Source organism: Pseudomonas sp. Pseusp9, assembly GCF_059491265.1.
Genome location: NZ_CP168500.1, coordinates 4,583,426 through 4,599,205 on the forward strand (window position 1 = coordinate 4,583,426; position 15,780 = coordinate 4,599,205).

The 15,780-nt window shown below is 59.9% G+C and carries 17 protein-coding genes; 8 read left to right on the forward strand and 9 right to left on the reverse strand.

Annotated elements, in window-relative coordinates; translation table 11 throughout:
- Positions 1–65: 65 nt before the first annotated feature.
- Both prpB and ACEN8E_RS20715 read right to left on the reverse strand, forming a co-directional pair.
- The gene (gene prpB / locus ACEN8E_RS20710; RefSeq protein WP_008061726.1) at positions 66–956 is read right to left on the reverse strand and encodes a methylisocitrate lyase; all 891 of its coding nucleotides are present in this window, start codon (positions 954–956) and stop codon (positions 66–68) included.
- On the reverse strand, positions 953–1,672 hold the full coding sequence (locus tag ACEN8E_RS20715) for a GntR family transcriptional regulator (RefSeq protein WP_008017617.1): 720 nt from the start codon (positions 1,670–1,672) through the stop codon (positions 953–955). The genes prpB and ACEN8E_RS20715 overlap by 4 nt, the downstream gene beginning before the upstream one ends.
- Positions 1,673–1,969: 297 nt before the next feature.
- Between ACEN8E_RS20715 and rloA the strand changes: the two genes are divergently transcribed.
- The 4 genes from rloA to pabB all read left to right on the forward strand — a co-directional run bounded on the left by rloA (position 1,970) and on the right by pabB (position 6,594).
- The gene (rloA, locus tag ACEN8E_RS20720) at positions 1,970–2,506 is read left to right on the forward strand and encodes a retropepsin-like aspartic peptidase RloA (RefSeq protein WP_413422009.1); all 537 of its coding nucleotides are present in this window, start codon (positions 1,970–1,972) and stop codon (positions 2,504–2,506) included.
- Positions 2,507–2,511: 5 nt separating this feature from the next.
- Entirely contained in the window at positions 2,512–4,047 is a 1,536-nt protein-coding gene (gene rloB, locus ACEN8E_RS20725) for an osmotic stress tolerance membrane protein RloB (RefSeq protein WP_495589662.1), read from the forward strand.
- Positions 4,047–5,033 (forward strand): alpha-L-glutamate ligase-like protein, encoded by a 987-nt coding sequence (locus tag ACEN8E_RS20730; RefSeq protein WP_495589663.1) that lies wholly within the window; start codon positions 4,047–4,049, stop codon positions 5,031–5,033. Before rloB ends, ACEN8E_RS20730 begins: the two co-directional genes overlap by 1 nt.
- Before the next feature lie 217 nt (positions 5,034–5,250).
- Entirely contained in the window at positions 5,251–6,594 is a 1,344-nt protein-coding gene (gene pabB, locus ACEN8E_RS20735) for an aminodeoxychorismate synthase component I (RefSeq protein ID WP_495589664.1), read from the forward strand.
- Between the two features lie 105 nt (positions 6,595–6,699).
- Here pabB and thrH read toward each other — a convergent pair whose 3' ends face one another.
- A complete protein-coding gene (gene thrH, locus ACEN8E_RS20740) occupies positions 6,700–7,317 on the reverse strand; it encodes a bifunctional phosphoserine phosphatase/homoserine phosphotransferase ThrH (RefSeq protein ID WP_495589665.1) in 618 nt (205 codons plus the stop codon).
- 173 nt (positions 7,318–7,490) lie between these two features.
- On the opposite strand from thrH, the gene ACEN8E_RS20745 reads away from it, so the two are divergent.
- From ACEN8E_RS20745 to ACEN8E_RS20755, 3 genes are all read left to right on the forward strand, one after another.
- Complete coding sequence (locus tag ACEN8E_RS20745; protein ID WP_413705391.1) at positions 7,491–8,231, forward strand: phosphoadenylyl-sulfate reductase; 741 nt, start codon at positions 7,491–7,493, stop codon at positions 8,229–8,231.
- Positions 8,232–8,797: 566 nt separating this feature from the next.
- Entirely contained in the window at positions 8,798–10,339 is a 1,542-nt protein-coding gene (locus ACEN8E_RS20750) for an NCS1 family nucleobase:cation symporter-1 (protein WP_495589666.1), read from the forward strand.
- A 56-nt stretch (positions 10,340–10,395) separates the two neighbouring features.
- On the forward strand, positions 10,396–11,124 hold the full coding sequence (locus ACEN8E_RS20755; RefSeq protein ID WP_008017624.1) for an aspartate/glutamate racemase family protein: 729 nt from the start codon (positions 10,396–10,398) through the stop codon (positions 11,122–11,124).
- Between the two features lie 115 nt (positions 11,125–11,239).
- Here the strand turns inward: ACEN8E_RS20755 and ACEN8E_RS20760 are convergent, their stop codons facing one another.
- Positions 11,240–12,163: a LysR family transcriptional regulator gene (locus ACEN8E_RS20760; RefSeq protein ID WP_495589667.1), complete on the reverse strand. Its 924-nt coding sequence runs from the start codon at positions 12,161–12,163 to the stop codon at positions 11,240–11,242.
- A 124-nt stretch (positions 12,164–12,287) separates the two neighbouring features.
- Here ACEN8E_RS20760 and ACEN8E_RS20765 point away from each other — a divergent pair, with 124 nt between their 5' ends.
- Positions 12,288–13,034 carry a 3-oxoacyl-ACP reductase family protein gene (locus ACEN8E_RS20765; RefSeq protein ID WP_495589668.1) on the forward strand — a complete coding sequence of 249 codons (747 nt, stop codon included), beginning with the start codon at positions 12,288–12,290 and terminating at the stop codon, positions 13,032–13,034.
- A gap of 139 nt (positions 13,035–13,173) precedes the next feature.
- Here ACEN8E_RS20765 and ACEN8E_RS20770 read toward each other — a convergent pair whose 3' ends face one another.
- The 5 genes from ACEN8E_RS20770 to ACEN8E_RS20790 all read right to left on the reverse strand — a co-directional run bounded on the left by ACEN8E_RS20770 (position 13,174) and on the right by ACEN8E_RS20790 (position 15,678).
- Positions 13,174–13,869, reverse strand: coding sequence for an HAD-IA family hydrolase (locus ACEN8E_RS20770; RefSeq protein WP_495589669.1), 696 nt, complete (start codon positions 13,867–13,869; stop codon positions 13,174–13,176).
- A 176-nt stretch (positions 13,870–14,045) separates the two neighbouring features.
- A complete protein-coding gene (locus tag ACEN8E_RS20775; RefSeq protein ID WP_495589670.1) occupies positions 14,046–14,228 on the reverse strand; it encodes a hypothetical protein in 183 nt (60 codons plus the stop codon).
- A 16-nt stretch (positions 14,229–14,244) separates the two neighbouring features.
- Positions 14,245–14,694: a hypothetical protein gene (locus ACEN8E_RS20780; protein WP_495589671.1), complete on the reverse strand. Its 450-nt coding sequence runs from the start codon at positions 14,692–14,694 to the stop codon at positions 14,245–14,247.
- 114 nt (positions 14,695–14,808) lie between these two features.
- Positions 14,809–15,177: a hypothetical protein gene (locus ACEN8E_RS20785; protein WP_007988063.1), complete on the reverse strand. Its 369-nt coding sequence runs from the start codon at positions 15,175–15,177 to the stop codon at positions 14,809–14,811.
- Positions 15,178–15,489: 312 nt separating this feature from the next.
- Complete coding sequence (locus ACEN8E_RS20790) at positions 15,490–15,678, reverse strand: hypothetical protein (RefSeq protein WP_495589672.1); 189 nt, start codon at positions 15,676–15,678, stop codon at positions 15,490–15,492.
- Between the last annotated feature and the right edge of the window lie 102 nt (positions 15,679–15,780).

Below are 15,780 nucleotides of genomic sequence, written 5' to 3' on the forward strand. Positions count from 1 at the left end.
CCACGGGGGTACCAATTTACCCGCGTCATCGTTAACGACAATCGCGAGCAGGCTCGCTCCTACAATTATTTCTTCGCGGCAAACAACGCATCGAGCTTCTGCTCAAAGGTGTGGTAGTCGATGCGATCGTAAAGCTCCATGCGCGTCTGCATGGTGTCGATGACGTTCTGTTGCGTGCCATCGCGACGGATCGCGGTGTAGACGTTTTCGGCCGCCTTGTTCATGGCGCGGAACGCCGACAGCGGGTACAGCACCAACGATACATCGGCAGCGGCCAGTTGCTCGGTGGTGTACAGCGGCGTTGCGCCGAATTCGGTGATGTTGGCCAGGATCGGCGCTTTCACACGGCTGGCGAACAGCTTGTACATTTCCAGCTCCGTGATGGCTTCCGGGAACACCATGTCGGCACCGGCTTCAATGCACGCGGCGGCGCGATCCAGGGCAGACTCCAGACCTTCCACCGCCAGGGCATCGGTACGGGCCATGATCACGAAGCTGTCATCGGTACGCGCATCGACGGCCGCCTTGATGCGGTCGACCATTTCCTGCTGGGTCACGATTTCTTTATTAGGACGGTGACCGCAACGCTTGGCGCCGACCTGGTCTTCGATGTGAATCGCCGCTGCACCGAACTTGATCATCGATTTGACAGTACGAGCGACGTTGAACGCCGAGGAGCCGAAACCGGTGTCCACGTCCACCAGCAATGGCAGGTCGCAAACATCGGTGATACGGCGCACGTCGGTCAGCACGTCATCCAGACCGGTGATGCCCAGGTCAGGCACGCCGAGGGAGCCGGCAGCCACCCCGCCACCCGACAGGTAGATCGCCTTGAAACCGGCGCGCTTGGCCAGCAGCGCGTGGTTGGCGTTGATCGCGCCGACCACTTGCAGTGGATGTTCGCTGGCGACCGCATCGCGGAAACGCTGGCCTGGTGTGCTCTTGTTCAAACTCATGACTCACCTCGTTTGGCTGTCGGGTTAACGCCGTCCTGGTAGTGACGGGCGATATTGCGTTTGGAGGCGCCGATGTGACGACGCATCAACAACTCGGCCAGCTCACCGTCACGGTCGGCAATGGCATCGAGAATACGGTGGTGCTCGGCGAACGCCTGGTGCGGGCGATTGGGCGTGGTGGAAAACTGGATGCGGTACATGCGCACCAGTTGATAGAGCTCGCCGCAGAGCATTTGGGTCAGCGTGCGGTTGCCGCTGCCCTGGATGATTCGGTAATGGAAGTCGAAATCGCCTTCCTGCTGGTAATAGCCTCTACCGGCCTGGAACGCCTCATCGCGCTCGTGGGTTTCCAGGACCCGACGCAATTCATCGATTTCCTCGACGCTCATGCGCTCGGCGGCCAGGCGACAGGCCATGCCTTCCAGGGATTCCCGGATTTCGTAAAGCTCAAGCAGCTCGGCGTGATTGAGCGACACCACCCGCGCGCCGACATGCGGCACGCGAACCAGCAGACGCTGGCCTTCCAGACGGTGGATGGCCTCGCGCAACGGGCCACGGCTGATGCCATAGGTGCGCGCCAGCTCCGGTTCGGAGATTTTGCTGCCCGGCGCGATCTCGCCTTTGACGATAGCCGCCTGAATGCGACGGAAGACGTTCTCGGACAGGGTCTCCGTATCGTCTTGCGCTAAAACCGGGGGATCGAGTTGATCCAGCATATTGTCGACACCTTGTGAGCCAATGCCGCAAAAACTAACGAATACAGGCAGCGCAGTCAAAGGATAAATCGATATTGTCGACAATCTTCTGATAACCGGTTGCACCATAACGAAGCAGCCTCACGGTTTATAGCCACCCGCCAGCGCTGGCGCCAGCAATCCACCGTGCTAGAATGCCGGCCGCATTTGTTTGTCACATCTGCACTGCCTGTCATAAAACCCTGATAGGCATACGAGGGAGCTTGCGCAGCGATGCCAGGGCCTTGAATCAAGTCGGACCGCTGCGCACCAGGATTTATGAGACTCAAGCCCTTCCCTGCTTTCCTTTATTTACTTTGCCTGCCCGGCTACGCAATGGCCGGGGAAAAGACCGTGTATGGCCTCAATGAGTACGCGTCACTCAATGGCATTGATCTGGAAGTGGCGGCCAAACTCGACACCGGGGCGAAAACCGCGTCTCTGAGCGCACGGGATATCAAACGCTTCAAACGCAACGGCGAGTCGTGGGTGCGCTTTTACCTGGCCATCGACGCCGCCCATTCGCACCCGATCGAACGCCCGCTGGCCCGTGTCAGCAAGATCAAGCGCCGGGCCGGCGACTACGACCCGGAGGAAGGCAAGAAGTACACCGCCCGTCCGGTGATCGAACTGGATATCTGCATGGGCTCGGCCCTGCGCAGCATCGAAGTGAACCTGACCGACCGCAGTGCCTTCCAATACCCGCTACTGATTGGCTCCGAAGCGCTCAAGCGCTTCGATGCACTGGTTGACCCCAGCCTTAAATATGCTGCCGGCAAACCCGCCTGCACCACCGACGCTTATACCGCCGAGTAATTCAAATGCGCTCTCTTACCCTTCATCTGAAACTGCTGATCGCCATCCTGGTGGTGCTGGGCATTTCAGTTACGGCCTACCAGATTTTCGTGCTGGGCATTCCGGTAACCGAAGACGCCACTGACGACTTGTGGAACATCGACGCCAAGGTCGAGTTCGTCGCCAGTGCCAAGGACCCGGTCAAGATCCAGATGTTCGTGCCACCGCTGAGCCGCGACTTCGTCAGCCTCAACGAGAGCTTCATCTCCAATAACTACGGCGTGGCGGTGAACCGGGTCGACGGCAATCGCAAGGTCACCTGGTCGGCACGCCGGGCCAAAGGCAATCAGACGCTGTATTACCGCCTGGTGCTGACCAAGCGTTACTCCGGCGAGAAAGCCAAGATCAAAGGCCCGACTTTCCGCGACAGCATCACCATCGAAGGCCCGGAAAAAATCGCCGCCGAGGCCCTGCTCGCACCGATTCGCCAGCACTCGGCCGACGTCGAAACCTTCGTCGGCGAAGCCATCAAGCGGGTCAACAACCTCAACGACGACAACGTCAAACTGTTGCTGGCCGGTGATCCATCCACCGCGCACAAGGCAAAAATCGTCGAGTTGCTGCTGTCCGTCGCCCATGTGCCGATCGAGAAGGTCCACACCATTCGCCTGGTGGCCGACCAGCCGCAACTGCCGGAACTGTGGCTGCGCAGCTTCAACGGTACCGACTGGCTGTACTTCAACCCGGAAACCGGTGAACAGGGCCTGCCGTCCGACCGCCTGTTGTGGTGGACCGGCGACGAAAACCTGATCACCGTCGACGGTGGCAAGAAAGCCAACGTGACTTTCAGCCTGAACAACAGTGAAATGAACGCCATTCGCCTGGCCAAGCTGACCGACGAAAACACCGACGCCAACTTCCTCGAGTACTCGCTGTACGGCCTGCCGCTGCAAACCCAGCAGACGTTCATGATCATGGTCATGATCCCGATCGGCGTGCTGGTGATCCTGATCCTGCGCAACCTGATCGGCATCCAGACCCTGGGCACCTTCACTCCGGTGCTGATCGCCCTGGCCTTCCGCGAAACCCAACTCGGCTTCGGTATCATGCTGTTTACCATCATCACGGCGCTGGGCCTGTCGCTACGCTCCTATCTCGAACACCTGAAGCTGCAAATGCTGCCAAGGCTGTCGGTGGTGCTGACGTTCGTGGTGGTGTTGATAGCGGCGATCAGCCTGTTCAGCCATAAACTCGGCCTGGAGCGCGGCTTGTCGGTGGCGCTGTTCCCGATGGTGATCCTGACCATGACCATCGAACGCCTGTCGATCACTTGGGAAGAACGGGGCGGCGGCCATGCCATGAAAGTGGCGATTGGCACACTGTTCGCCGCATCCCTGGCACACCTGATCATGACCGTGCCGGAACTGGTGTACTTCGTGTTCACCTTCCCGGCAATCCTGCTGATCCTGGTGGGCTTCATGCTGGCCATGGGTCGTTATCGCGGCTATCGCCTGACCGAACTGGTGCGCTTCAAGGCCTTCCTGAAAAAGGCTGACGCCTGATGTTCGGCTTCTGGAAGACCTGGAAGGCCCTGGAAGCCCGGGGCATCATGGGGATCAATCGGCGCAACGCAGACTATGTGCTCAAGTACAACAAGCGCAGCCTGTACCCGATCGTCGATGACAAGATCATCACCAAAGAGCGCGCCATCGCCGCCGGCATTCACGTGCCGGAACTCTACGGGGTGATTTCCACCGAGAAGGAAATCGACAATCTCGAAGAGATCATCGGCGGGCGCAGTGACTTTGTGATCAAGCCGGCCCAGGGCGCAGGCGGCGATGGCATCCTGGTCATCGCCGACCGCTTTGAAGGGCGCTATCGCACGGTATCCGGCCGGATCATCAGCCACGAAGAAATCGAGCACCAGATTTCCAGCATCCTCACCGGCCTGTACTCCCTGGGCGGTCACCGTGACCGGGCGCTGATCGAGTACCGCGTGATTCCGGACCAGATCTTCAAGAGCATCAGTTACGAAGGCGTGCCGGACATTCGCATCATTGTTTTGCTGGGCTACCCGGTGATGGCCATGCTGCGTCTGCCGACGCGCCAGTCCAATGGCAAGGCCAACCTGCACCAGGGTGCCATCGGCGTTGGTGTGGACCTGGCCACCGGCCTGACCCTGCGCGGCACCTGGCTGAACAACATCATCAACAAACACCCGGACACCACGAATGCCGTGGATGGCGTGCAACTGCCCTACTGGGACGGTTTCATGAAACTTGCCGCTGGCTGTTACGAGTTGTGCGGTTTGGGCTACATCGGTGTCGACATGGTCCTGGACCAGGAAAAAGGCCCGCTGATTCTTGAGCTCAACGCCCGGCCGGGGCTGAATATCCAGATTGCCAATGACTGCGGGCTGACGTCGCGCACTCATGCGGTGGAAGCACGACTGGAAGACCTCAAGGCACGTGGCGTGACCGAAACGGTCGAAGAGCGCGTGGCGTTCGTGCAGGAGATGTTTGGGCATATTCCCGCCGTTGTGGGTTGATCCCCTTCTCCTGCTCGCGATGAACTGACGCCGATCTCTTGTAGGAGCGAGCTTGCTCGCGATGGACGTCAACGATGACGCGTGCTGCCTGACTGCCCGCGTTATCCAGAGTTTTTCGCGAGCAAGCTCGCTCCTACAGTATCCAATCCCCTCTAGGAGCAATTCTCCGAGGGGACTACAATCGCCACCCCGCCTCGATGGCTGATCTCCTTCGCCCATGCTGACCTGTTCCGTACACCCGCTGCCCTATCGCGCCAACCCCGCCCAATACTTCGCGGCGATTCGCCATGCGCCCGGTGCCGTGCTGCTCGACAGTGGCCGCCCGAGTGCCGACCGCGGTCGTTATGACCTGCTCAGCGCCTGGCCATTGGATCAACTGACGGTATCGCCCGACGAAAGTGGCGACACCTTCCTGCAGCGCCTGCGCGATAACCTGACACGCCTGGGCGAAGCCACTCTGCCGGCACCTTATGAGTTGCCGTTTGCCGGTGGCTTGATCGGCTACCTGAGTTACGACTTCGGCCGGCATCTGGAGCGCCTGCCGAGCCAGGCGCGGGACGACCTGCAACTGCCTGACGCGCGTTTCGGCCTGTACGGCTGGGCATTGATCAGCGATCACCTTTCGCTGACCAGCCAGTTGGTGTTCCACCCGACGCTGCCCGACAGCGAACGTCAGCGCCTGATCGACCTGTTCAGCCAGCCTGCAGCGGAGGTGGTCGCTCCATTCAAACTGCTCACCCCGATGACTGCCGATTTGAGCGCTGACGAGTATCAACAGGCAATCGAGCGCATCCAGCAATACATTCAGGCCGGCGACTGTTATCAGGTCAACTTCGCCCAGCGTTTTCGTGCGCCTTGCCTGGGTGACCCTTGGGCCGCTTATTGCGCGCTACGCGCTGCGTGCCCGACACCTTTTTCCGGCTTCCAGAGCCTGCCCGACGGCAATGCCGTACTCAGCCTGTCGCCGGAACGCTTCGTCAAAGTCAGCCAGCGCCACGTGGAAACCCGCCCGATCAAGGGCACTCGACCTCGGGGTCTGACGCCCGAGCAAGACGCCGCGAACGCCGCCGAACTGCTGGCCAGCCCCAAGGACCGCGCGGAAAACCTGATGATCGTCGACCTGCTGCGCAATGACCTCGGTCGTACCTGCCGCACCGGTTCGGTAAGGGTGCCGGAATTGTTCAGTCTGGAAAGTTACCCGAACGTGCACCACCTGGTGAGCAGCGTCACCGGAGAACTGGCGGATGACCGCGACGCCCTGGACCTGATCGCCGGCAGTTTCCCTGGCGGCTCGATCACTGGCGCGCCAAAGATTCGCGCCATGCAGATCATCGATGAGCTGGAGCCCACCCGACGCGGACTGTATTGCGGTTCGTTGCTTTACCTGGACGTGCGCGGCGAGATGGACAGCTCAATCGCCATCCGCAGTTTGCTGGTCAAGGACGGGCAGGTGTGTTGCTGGGGCGGCGGCGGGATTGTCGCGGACTCGGAGTGGCAGGCTGAGTACCAGGAGTCGATCACCAAGGTAAAAATTCTGCTGGAAACACTGCAAAACCTGTAGGAGCGAGCCTGCTCGCGATGGTGCAACGGACGACGCGGGCTGTCTGGTGCCCCGCGTTATCGTTGACGACCATCGCGAGCAGGCTCGCTCCTACAGGGGATGTGATTACAAGGTCAGGGTCCGGTTGGAGGCCTTGATGAACTCCTGCTTCAACGCTTCAAACGTGTGCACCGCCGGGAACTGCGGGAACTCGCGAATCACATTGTCCGGCGCGTGGAACAGAATCCCGGCATCGGCCTCGCCCAGCATCGTGGTGTCGTTGTAGGAATCCCCTGCCGCGATCACCCGGTAGTAGAGGCTCTTGAAGGCCAGGACCGACTGACGCTTGGGATCTTTCTGACGCAGTTGATAGCCCGTGACTCGCCCGCTGTCGTCGGTAATCAGACGATGGCAGAGCAAGGTCGGGAAGCCCAGTTGGCGCATCAACGGCTGGGAGAACTCGTAGAAGGTGTCCGACAGGATCACCACCTGGAAACGCTCGCGCAGCCAGTCGACGAACTCGATGGCGCCGTCCAGCGGCTTTAGCGTGGCGATCACTTCCTGAATGTCGGCGAGTTTCAGGCCGTGCTCGTCGAGGATCCGCAGGCGCTGCTTCATCAGCACGTCGTAGTCGGGAATGTCCCGGGTGGTGGCCCTGAGGGATTCGATCCCGGTTTTTTCGGCGAAGGCGATCCAGATTTCCGGGACCAGCACACCTTCAAGATCCAGACAGGCAATTTCCACAAGACACTCCCATTTGTATTGATTATTGAGTCGAGCGAGCAAAAAGACTGCCGAACTCTAGCGACTCAGGCCTGCCTGCGCAACGCAGAGGATGCCCCGGCCGGCGCAGCTTTTTGTTACCATCGGCCCCATATAGAGCGCCCAGCGCCACCGACCTGTAGGAAGCCGCCCTGATGAGCCCAACGTTCGACGTCGTGGAACTCGCCACGACCTATGCCAACAAATCCGCCCAGGACATCCTGAAGCTCGCGTTTGCCGAGTTCGGCGATGACCTGTGGATATCTTTCAGCGGTGCCGAGGACGTGGTGCTGGTGGACATGGCCTGGAAGCTGAACAAGAACGTCAAGGTGTTCAGCCTCGACACCGGCCGCTTGCACCCCGAGACCTACCGTTTCATCGATCAGGTGCGCGAGCACTACAAGATCGAGATCGAGCTGGTGTCTCCGGACTACACGAAACTCGAACCTTTCGTGAAGGAAAAAGGCCTGTTCAGCTTCTACAAGGACGGCCATGGCGAATGCTGCGGCATCCGCAAGATCGAACCGCTGCGCCGCAAGCTGTCCGGCGTGAAAGCCTGGGCCACCGGCCAGCGTCGGGACCAGAGCCCTGGCACCCGCAGCGCTGTCGCGGTGATGGAGATCGACACTGCGTTCTCCACGCCGGAACGCACCCTGTACAAGTTCAACCCGCTGGCGCAAATGACCAGCGAAGAGATCTGGGGCTACATCCGCATGCTGGAACTGCCTTACAACAGCCTGCATGAACGCGGCTTCATCAGCATCGGCTGCGAACCCTGCACCCGCCCGGTACTGCCGAACCAGCATGAGCGCGAAGGCCGCTGGTGGTGGGAAGAAGCGACGCAGAAGGAATGCGGGTTGCATGCGGGGAATATCATCAGCAAGTCCAAAGCCTGATCCCGAGCCTTGTGATACCCCCCTTCTGTAGGAGCGAGCCTGCTCGCGATGGACGTCAACGATAACGCGTGCTGCCTGAGTGCCCGCGTTATCCAGAGTTTTTCGCGAGCAAGCTCGCTCCTACAAAAATGTGTACACAGGAATGTCACCATCGGTGCCATTTATGTGTGCACTTTTCGTTTCTACGCCCCCAAAAGTTACATCCCCTCGCCTGACGTGCACCGCCATACCCTCCTGAATCCCCTTCGCAAAATAAATACCTGATCAAACAGTCAATTTATATTTTCTATTTTTCAGCAACTTGGCGAAAAGCCATAACAAAACGGAATGAGCAACGCCGTTCATAGATCTTCCGACTGGCATGGATCTGGCTTAAGTGCATACATGTTTTGTATACAATCAATTCAAAACATACACACACTTTAGATCCGCAAGCCTGAAGCGCCCTATCCCGTACAGGCTGCAGATGCCCCGTAACCAATGATATTCGCCACCCGCGACGAAGATTTGTCGAGCAAACGCTCATGCACAGTCATCGCGATGTCGAGCATCAGGAGCCTGCCGGAATGCGTACTAGTCTCTCCAATAACACCATCGCGCTGGATCTACCCTCCTCCCATTCCACCCCTATCGCCGACAATCGAGCGCATCACTGCCCCGTCGTGCTCAGCCCCCGGCTGCACAACAAAGACCTGGCACCGACCAAGGCCGAAGGCCGGCGTTGGGGCCGCTACAGCATCTTCGCCCTGTGGACCAACGATGTTCACAACATTGCCAACTACTCCTTCGCCATCGGTCTGTATGCCCTGGGCCTGGGCGGCTGGCAGATCCTGCTGTCCCTGGGGATCGGGGCGGCGCTGGTGTATTGCTTCATGAACCTGTCCGGCTACATGGGACAAAAGACCGGGGTGCCGTTTCCGGTCATCAGCCGGATCAGTTTCGGCATTCACGGGGCACAGATTCCTGCGTTGATCCGCGCGGTGATCGCCATCGCCTGGTTCGGTATCCAGACGTACCTCGCGTCCGTGGTCTTTCGTGTGTTGTTGACGGCGGTCCATCCCGGGTTCGCCGACTACGACCACAATTCGATCCTGGGTCTATCGACCCTCGGCTGGGTGAGTTTCGTCGCAATCTGGTTCGTGCAGCTGGCGATCCTTGCCTATGGCATGGAGATGGTGCGGCGCTACGAGGCATTTGCCGGCCCGGTGATTCTGCTGACCGTCGCCGCCCTCGCCGCGTGGATGTACACCCAGGCCGACGCGACCATTGCCTGGTCGATCCGCGAACCGCTGACGGGCGGTGAGATGTGGCGCAACATCTTTGCCGGTGGCGCACTGTGGCTGGCGATCTACGGTACGTTGATCCTCAACTTCTGCGACTTCGCCCGCTCTTCGCCCTGCCGCAAGACCATCAAGGTTGGCAATTTCTGGGGCCTGCCAGTGAATATCCTGGTGTTCGCCGCCATCACCGTCCTGCTGTGCGGCGCACAATTCCAGATCAATGGCCGGATCATCGAAAGCCCGACCGAAATCATCGCCTCGATCCCCAACACCTTCTTCCTGGTGCTCGGCTGCCTGGCGTTCCTGATCGTGACCGTGGCGGTGAACATCATGGCCAACTTCGTCGCCCCGGCGTTCGTCCTCAGCAACCTGGCCCCGAAGTACCTGACCTTCCGTCGCGCCGGGCTGATCAGCGCGACCATCGCCGTGCTGATCCTGCCGTGGAACCTCTACAACAGCCCGCTGGTGATCGTGTACTTCCTGTCCGGCCTCGGTGCCCTGCTCGGCCCGTTGTACGGCGTGATCATGGTCGACTACTGGCTGGTGCGAAAAGGCCAGGTCAATGTGCCGCAGCTGTACAGCGAAGACCCCAACGGCGTGTATTACTACAGCCGCGGTGTCAATTTGCGCGCGGTGGCGGCGTTCATTCCTGCAGCGTTGATCGCCATCGTCCTGGCATTGGTACCGGGCTTCCACAGCGTGTCGCCGTTCTCCTGGCTGATCGGTGCCGGGATCGCCGGAATGCTCTACCTGATCATCGCCAAACGCCAACCGCACTATGCCGATGTCAGTGGCGAATCTATCGCAGTCGACAACGTCAGCCATTAATCCTGTCGCGGCCTGGCGTTGTCAGGCCGCAGAACCACCTGCAATAAGGACTCCCCATGCGCATTCTCGTGGTCAACGTCAACACCACCGAATCCATCACCCAGGCCATCGCCCGCTCGGCGCAAGCCGTCGCGTCGCCCGGCACGGAAATCGTCGGCCTCACCCCGCACTTCGGCGCCGACTCCATCGAGGGCAATTTCGAAAGCTACCTGGCCGCCATCGCGGTGATGGACCGGGTGATGTCCTACGACCAGCCCTTCGATGCGGTGATCCAGGCCGGTTATGGCGAACACGGCCGTGAAGGCCTGCAGGAGCTGCTCAACGTGCCGGTGGTGGATATCACCGACGCCGCCGCCAGCACGGCGATGTTCCTCGGTCACGCCTACTCCGTGGTCACCACCCTCGACCGCACCGTGCCGCTGATCGAAGATCGCCTCAAGCTCTCCGGCCTCTGGGATCGCTGCGCCTCGGTGCGGGCCAGTGGTCTGGCCGTGCTGGAACTGGAACACGAGCCGCAGCGCGCACTGGAAGCCATCGTGCATCAGGCCGAACTGGCGGTGACCCAGGACAAGGCCGAAGTGATTTGCCTGGGCTGCGGCGGCATGGCCGGGCTGGACGAGCAGATTCGCCGGCGTACCGGCGTGCCGGTGGTGGATGGCGTGACGGCAGCGGTGACCATTGCCGAATCGCTGGTGCGACTGGGGTTGTCGACTTCGAAGGTGCGGACTTACGCAACGCCGCGGCCGAAAAACATCATTGGCTGGCCGGCGCGGTTTGCCCGGTAGACCGTGGCGCCATTATCGCGAGCAGGCTCGCTCCCACACTGGATCTGCGGCACACATAGAACCTCTGTGGGAGCGAGCCTGCTCGCGAAGGGGGCAACTCGGTCTAGAACCTGGCTCAAACCGCACTGAACCTCTGCCCCAACCCTCGCTCGGCAAACTGCTCGATAATGAAATCGACAAACGCCCGGGGCTTGCCGGGCAGCAGTTTGTGTTCGGCGTAATAGATAGAGGTGTAGCCGTCGTCGATGTACCAGTCCGGCAACACCCGCTGCAACCTGCCCGATTCCAGATAGCCCGCCGCAAACGGCATGCTCACCAGCGCAATGCCCAGCCCCTGCGCGGCCGTGGCGCAGGCCGCCTCGGAATCGCTCATGGTCATCCGTGCCTTTAGCGTCAACGGGCTGTGCTGCTGATTGCGATGGGTCAACTGCCAGGAACGCACCCGACCGGTTTGTGGCGAGCGGATCAGAATTCCGTCGTGATGCTTGAGGTCATCCGGCTCGCTGATCGACGCATGAGCCTCCAGGTAAGCTTGCGAAGCCACCAACACCCGATGCGCCGGGCTCAGCCTGCGCGCCACCACGCCCTGGGGTAATTCGAAGCCGCCGCCGATTGCCGCGTCGAAGCCCTGTCCGATCAGATCGACCTGGCGGTTGTCGAAGTGCCAGTCCGGGTTGATCGCCGGGAATCGCCGCAGAAACTCGCCGAGCATCGGCACAATGTACAAACAGCCAAATACTGTCCCCATGCTGACTTTCAAAGTGCCCGCCGGCTGCCCTCCGGCGCTGGCGAGATTAGCCACGGCATTCTGGATCGTGTGCAGGCTGCCGCTGACTTCGCCGAGAAACAACTGACCAGCCTCAGTCAGGGTCAGGCTGCGGGTGCTGCGCTGAAACAATCTGACGCCCAGGCGTGCCTCGAGTTTGGCGACGCTCTTGCCCACCGCCGCCGGGGTCAGACTCAAGCGTCGCGCCGCTTCGGCAAAGCTGCCGACTTCGGCACTGCGCACAAAACATTCGATACTGCTGAAGGTTTCCATAGTGGCTACTATAAACTTTTGGTTTACACAGACTATCGTAATTATGGTCTACACAGCGTGTAATCCTGAATCGATACTAGGCTCCATCAACCGGGACATCTCGCCTCGGGACTTGGAGATCGACATGACTACTCAGAACCTCAGCGGCAAAGTGGCATTGATACAAGGTGGTTCCCGCGGCATCGGCGCAGCCATCGTCAAGCGCCTCGCCGCTGAAGGCGCGACCGTCGCCTTCACTTATGTCAGCTCGGCGGGCAAGGCCGAAGCACTGCAAGACAGCATCACCGCCAAGGGCGGCAAGGCCCTGGCCATCAAGGCTGACAGCGCCGACGCCGAGGCGATCCGCGGTGCCGTGTCCGCCACGGTAGAAGCCTTCGGTCGTCTGGATATTCTGGTCAACAATGCGGGTGTACTGGCCGTCGCGCCGCTGGCCGAGTTTAAACTCGAAGACTTCGACCAGACCCTGGCCATCAACGTGCGCAGCGTGTTCATCGCCACCCAGGCTGCCGCCAGGCACATGACCGAAGGCGGTCGCATCATCAACATCGGCAGCACCAACGCCGATCGCATGCCCTTCGCCGGCGGCGGCCCGTACGCCATGAGCAAGTCGGCACTGGTCGGCCTGACCAAAGGCCTGGCCCGCGATCTCGGCCCGCAGGGCATCACCATCAATAACGTGCAACCAGGTCCGGTCGACACCGACATGAACCCGGCACACGGTGACTTTGCGGAAAGCCTGATCCCGATGATGGCCGTGGGCCGCTACGGCAAGGCCGAAGAGATCGCCAGCTTCGTCGCCTACCTCGTCGGCCCTGAAGCCGGCTATATCACAGGGGCCAGCCTGAGCATCGACGGTGGCTTCGGCGCCTGAAGCCTGTCAGCCACAACAGTACCTGTGGGAGCGAGCCTGCTCGCGAAGAGGGAGTATCAGACACGTTGATTGCGTCTGATACATCACCTTCGCGAGCAGGCTCGCTCCCACACTTGCCAGTGTCGACCAGTCTTTTTAGCTAGGTCCATTCAAGCGCAGGTAAACCAAAAGCACTCGGCTCGAACGCCTTCAACGTGCGAAGAATGCCATCGGCATGTGCGTACCTGGCGTCGGCCATTGCCGCATCCGGAATTGCAATCGCCGTCATCCCCGCCGCCTTCGCTGCGGTGACACCAAAGGGCGAATCCTCGAACACCAGGCAATCTTCAGGCGCGACGCCCAGACGCCGCGCCGCCGTCAGGAAAATATCCGGTGCCGGTTTGGCCGCACCCACTTCGGGGTCATCGGCGGTGACGATGAAGTCGAACAAGGCGAACCAGTCGCGGTGCAAGGTGGTTTTCTGGCCGAACGACTGACTTGAAGAACTGGTGCCGACAGCAATGGGAATGTTGTTGGCCTTCAGATGCCGTACCAGCTCCTGTGCGCCAGGCATCGCTTGCGCGCCAGGAAAGCGCTCGCGCATCAACGGCTCGCGGATCACCAGAAACTCTTGCGCCGTAATCGGCAAGTCCAGCGCTTCAACCACATAGCGCGCCAGATCGCCCGCGCCCCGACCAATGATGTTCTGTTTGATGCTCCAGTCGAACGTTCGACCGTAACGTGCGGCGATGATAGACGTGACTTCGGTGTAGATACCCTCAGTGTCCAGCAACAAGCCGTCCATATCGAAAATCACGGCCTTGATCGGGCCGAATGCTTTCAGGGGTGCATTCATCGCATCTGATCCGTTTTCCGAGGCATCCAGGGCAGTTCAGGTACGACCTGATGCCCAGATGGATTAAAGGATTCAGCAGCATAACGAGCGCCACCGGATCAGAGCAACGATGAAATCCCGATCAACACTCAATGGCTCTAATTGATCGATGACTTCAGCTCGATAAGACCATCAGATCAATCTTCGTCCTCTTCCTCATCTTCAAAATCAATATTCCCCACATCGCCCGCATCATCAGCATCGTTGAGCGGCACCGTCGCATCGTCCATCAGCGATCCCGGATCTTCATTGCCGGGATCGTTGATAAACGGCCGTTCGCCAGGGTCTTTTTCTTTCTTGCTTTCAGTTTGCGCAGCCATGGCGTGCCTCGCTTAACTAGTGATGTTTATGGTGGTGCTTGTTCGAGTGTTTATGACCGCCACCGGAATGGGAATGGCCGCTGTCACTCCCCAGATCATTGCCGACCGCGCCACCCGCCGCACCGCCAAGACCCGCACCGATGGCCGATCCGGTCGAACCGCCCAGACTGTTACCGACCACCGAACCACCTGCCGCGCCCAAACCACCGCCAACCGCTGCCTCGGTACGACTGTGCTTGGGTGCGCCAATGGCACTACCGGCCGCTCCGCCAACACCCGCACCAATCGCCGCGCCAGTACTGCCGCCCACCTGGCCACCGACAACGTTGCCCAACACCCCACCAAGGCCACCGCCTACCGCGGCATCTCCATTACCTCCCGCCAGCGCCGCTTGGGAGACCAACAATCCAAAAGCAATCGCAGCACACAGGCTTGCGGTTTTATTGCCGTCGGTTTTCGGGTTCATGGTACGCCTCGCATTCTTCAGGGGGTTTGGAGGATTTGAGCCGCTGCGGGGTAAAACGTTCATAAATGAAAAAGCCCGGCATCAAGCCGGGCTTTTTTGAAGTCTGGATCAGTATCAGTGACGCTTGTGACCATTGGCCAGGTTGCTGCCTACGCCGCCGCCCAATGCCCCGCCCAAGCCCGCGCCGATGGTGGCACCGGATTTGCCGCCAAGGCTGTTACCGATCACCGAACCACCGGCCGCACCGACACCGCCACCGATGGCAGCGCTGGTGCGATGACCTTTTTTGGCGGCAACTGCGCTGCCCGCCGCGCCAGCGACGCCTGCGCCAATCGCTGCGCCAGTGCTGCCGCCCATCTTCTGGCCGACCACGTTACCCAATGCGCCACCCAAGCCACCGCCCAGCGCGGCAGTGCCGTCACCAGCCATTGCACCTTGAGCAACCAGAAGCCCCAGAACCAGAGCGGGCAGTGTTAAACGCATGACAAAAACCTCAAACAAAAGGGACACAAAAAAAGGGGGGCGAGATTGAATGCTTTTGCGCGGATAAAGTCCAGCACACCGGTCCAACTTCGCGATTGGCGACGATTGGACAGCATTTTTGGAAAAGGTTTTATGACGGACAAAAAAAAGCCCGCTGGGGAGACGGGCCAGGTGTTGCTTTCTAACGGATGAGTCGAGATTACGGAGGGAACCGTGAAAAGTTTGTGAAAGATCAGCCCCTTGAAAAATTTGTCATACAACCCTTTCAGTCGGGTAAAACCCCGTTCGATGACGGGGTCTACTCGCGTTCGTTTACTTCCTGACCGGTGCTGTCACCTTGGGCAGGAATTTGCCCTTCAGTACCCGGCACGCCCTGGTCTTGATCTTGTCGACCTCTGTCTGGTCCTCGCCGAAACTGGCCACATACTGGGTCTGGCCACACCGCACGCAATTGTTGATCGGAAACTCTGCGTCATCGTCCTCGATATACGGATCAGCCATCTCATCACCCCTTTTCAAAAAGCGGGACCGACACCGGCAAGCCCTTTTGCCGAAAAAATATCGATCGCCAAGGTTTTTGAGACTAGCTGGTCACTAATGGAC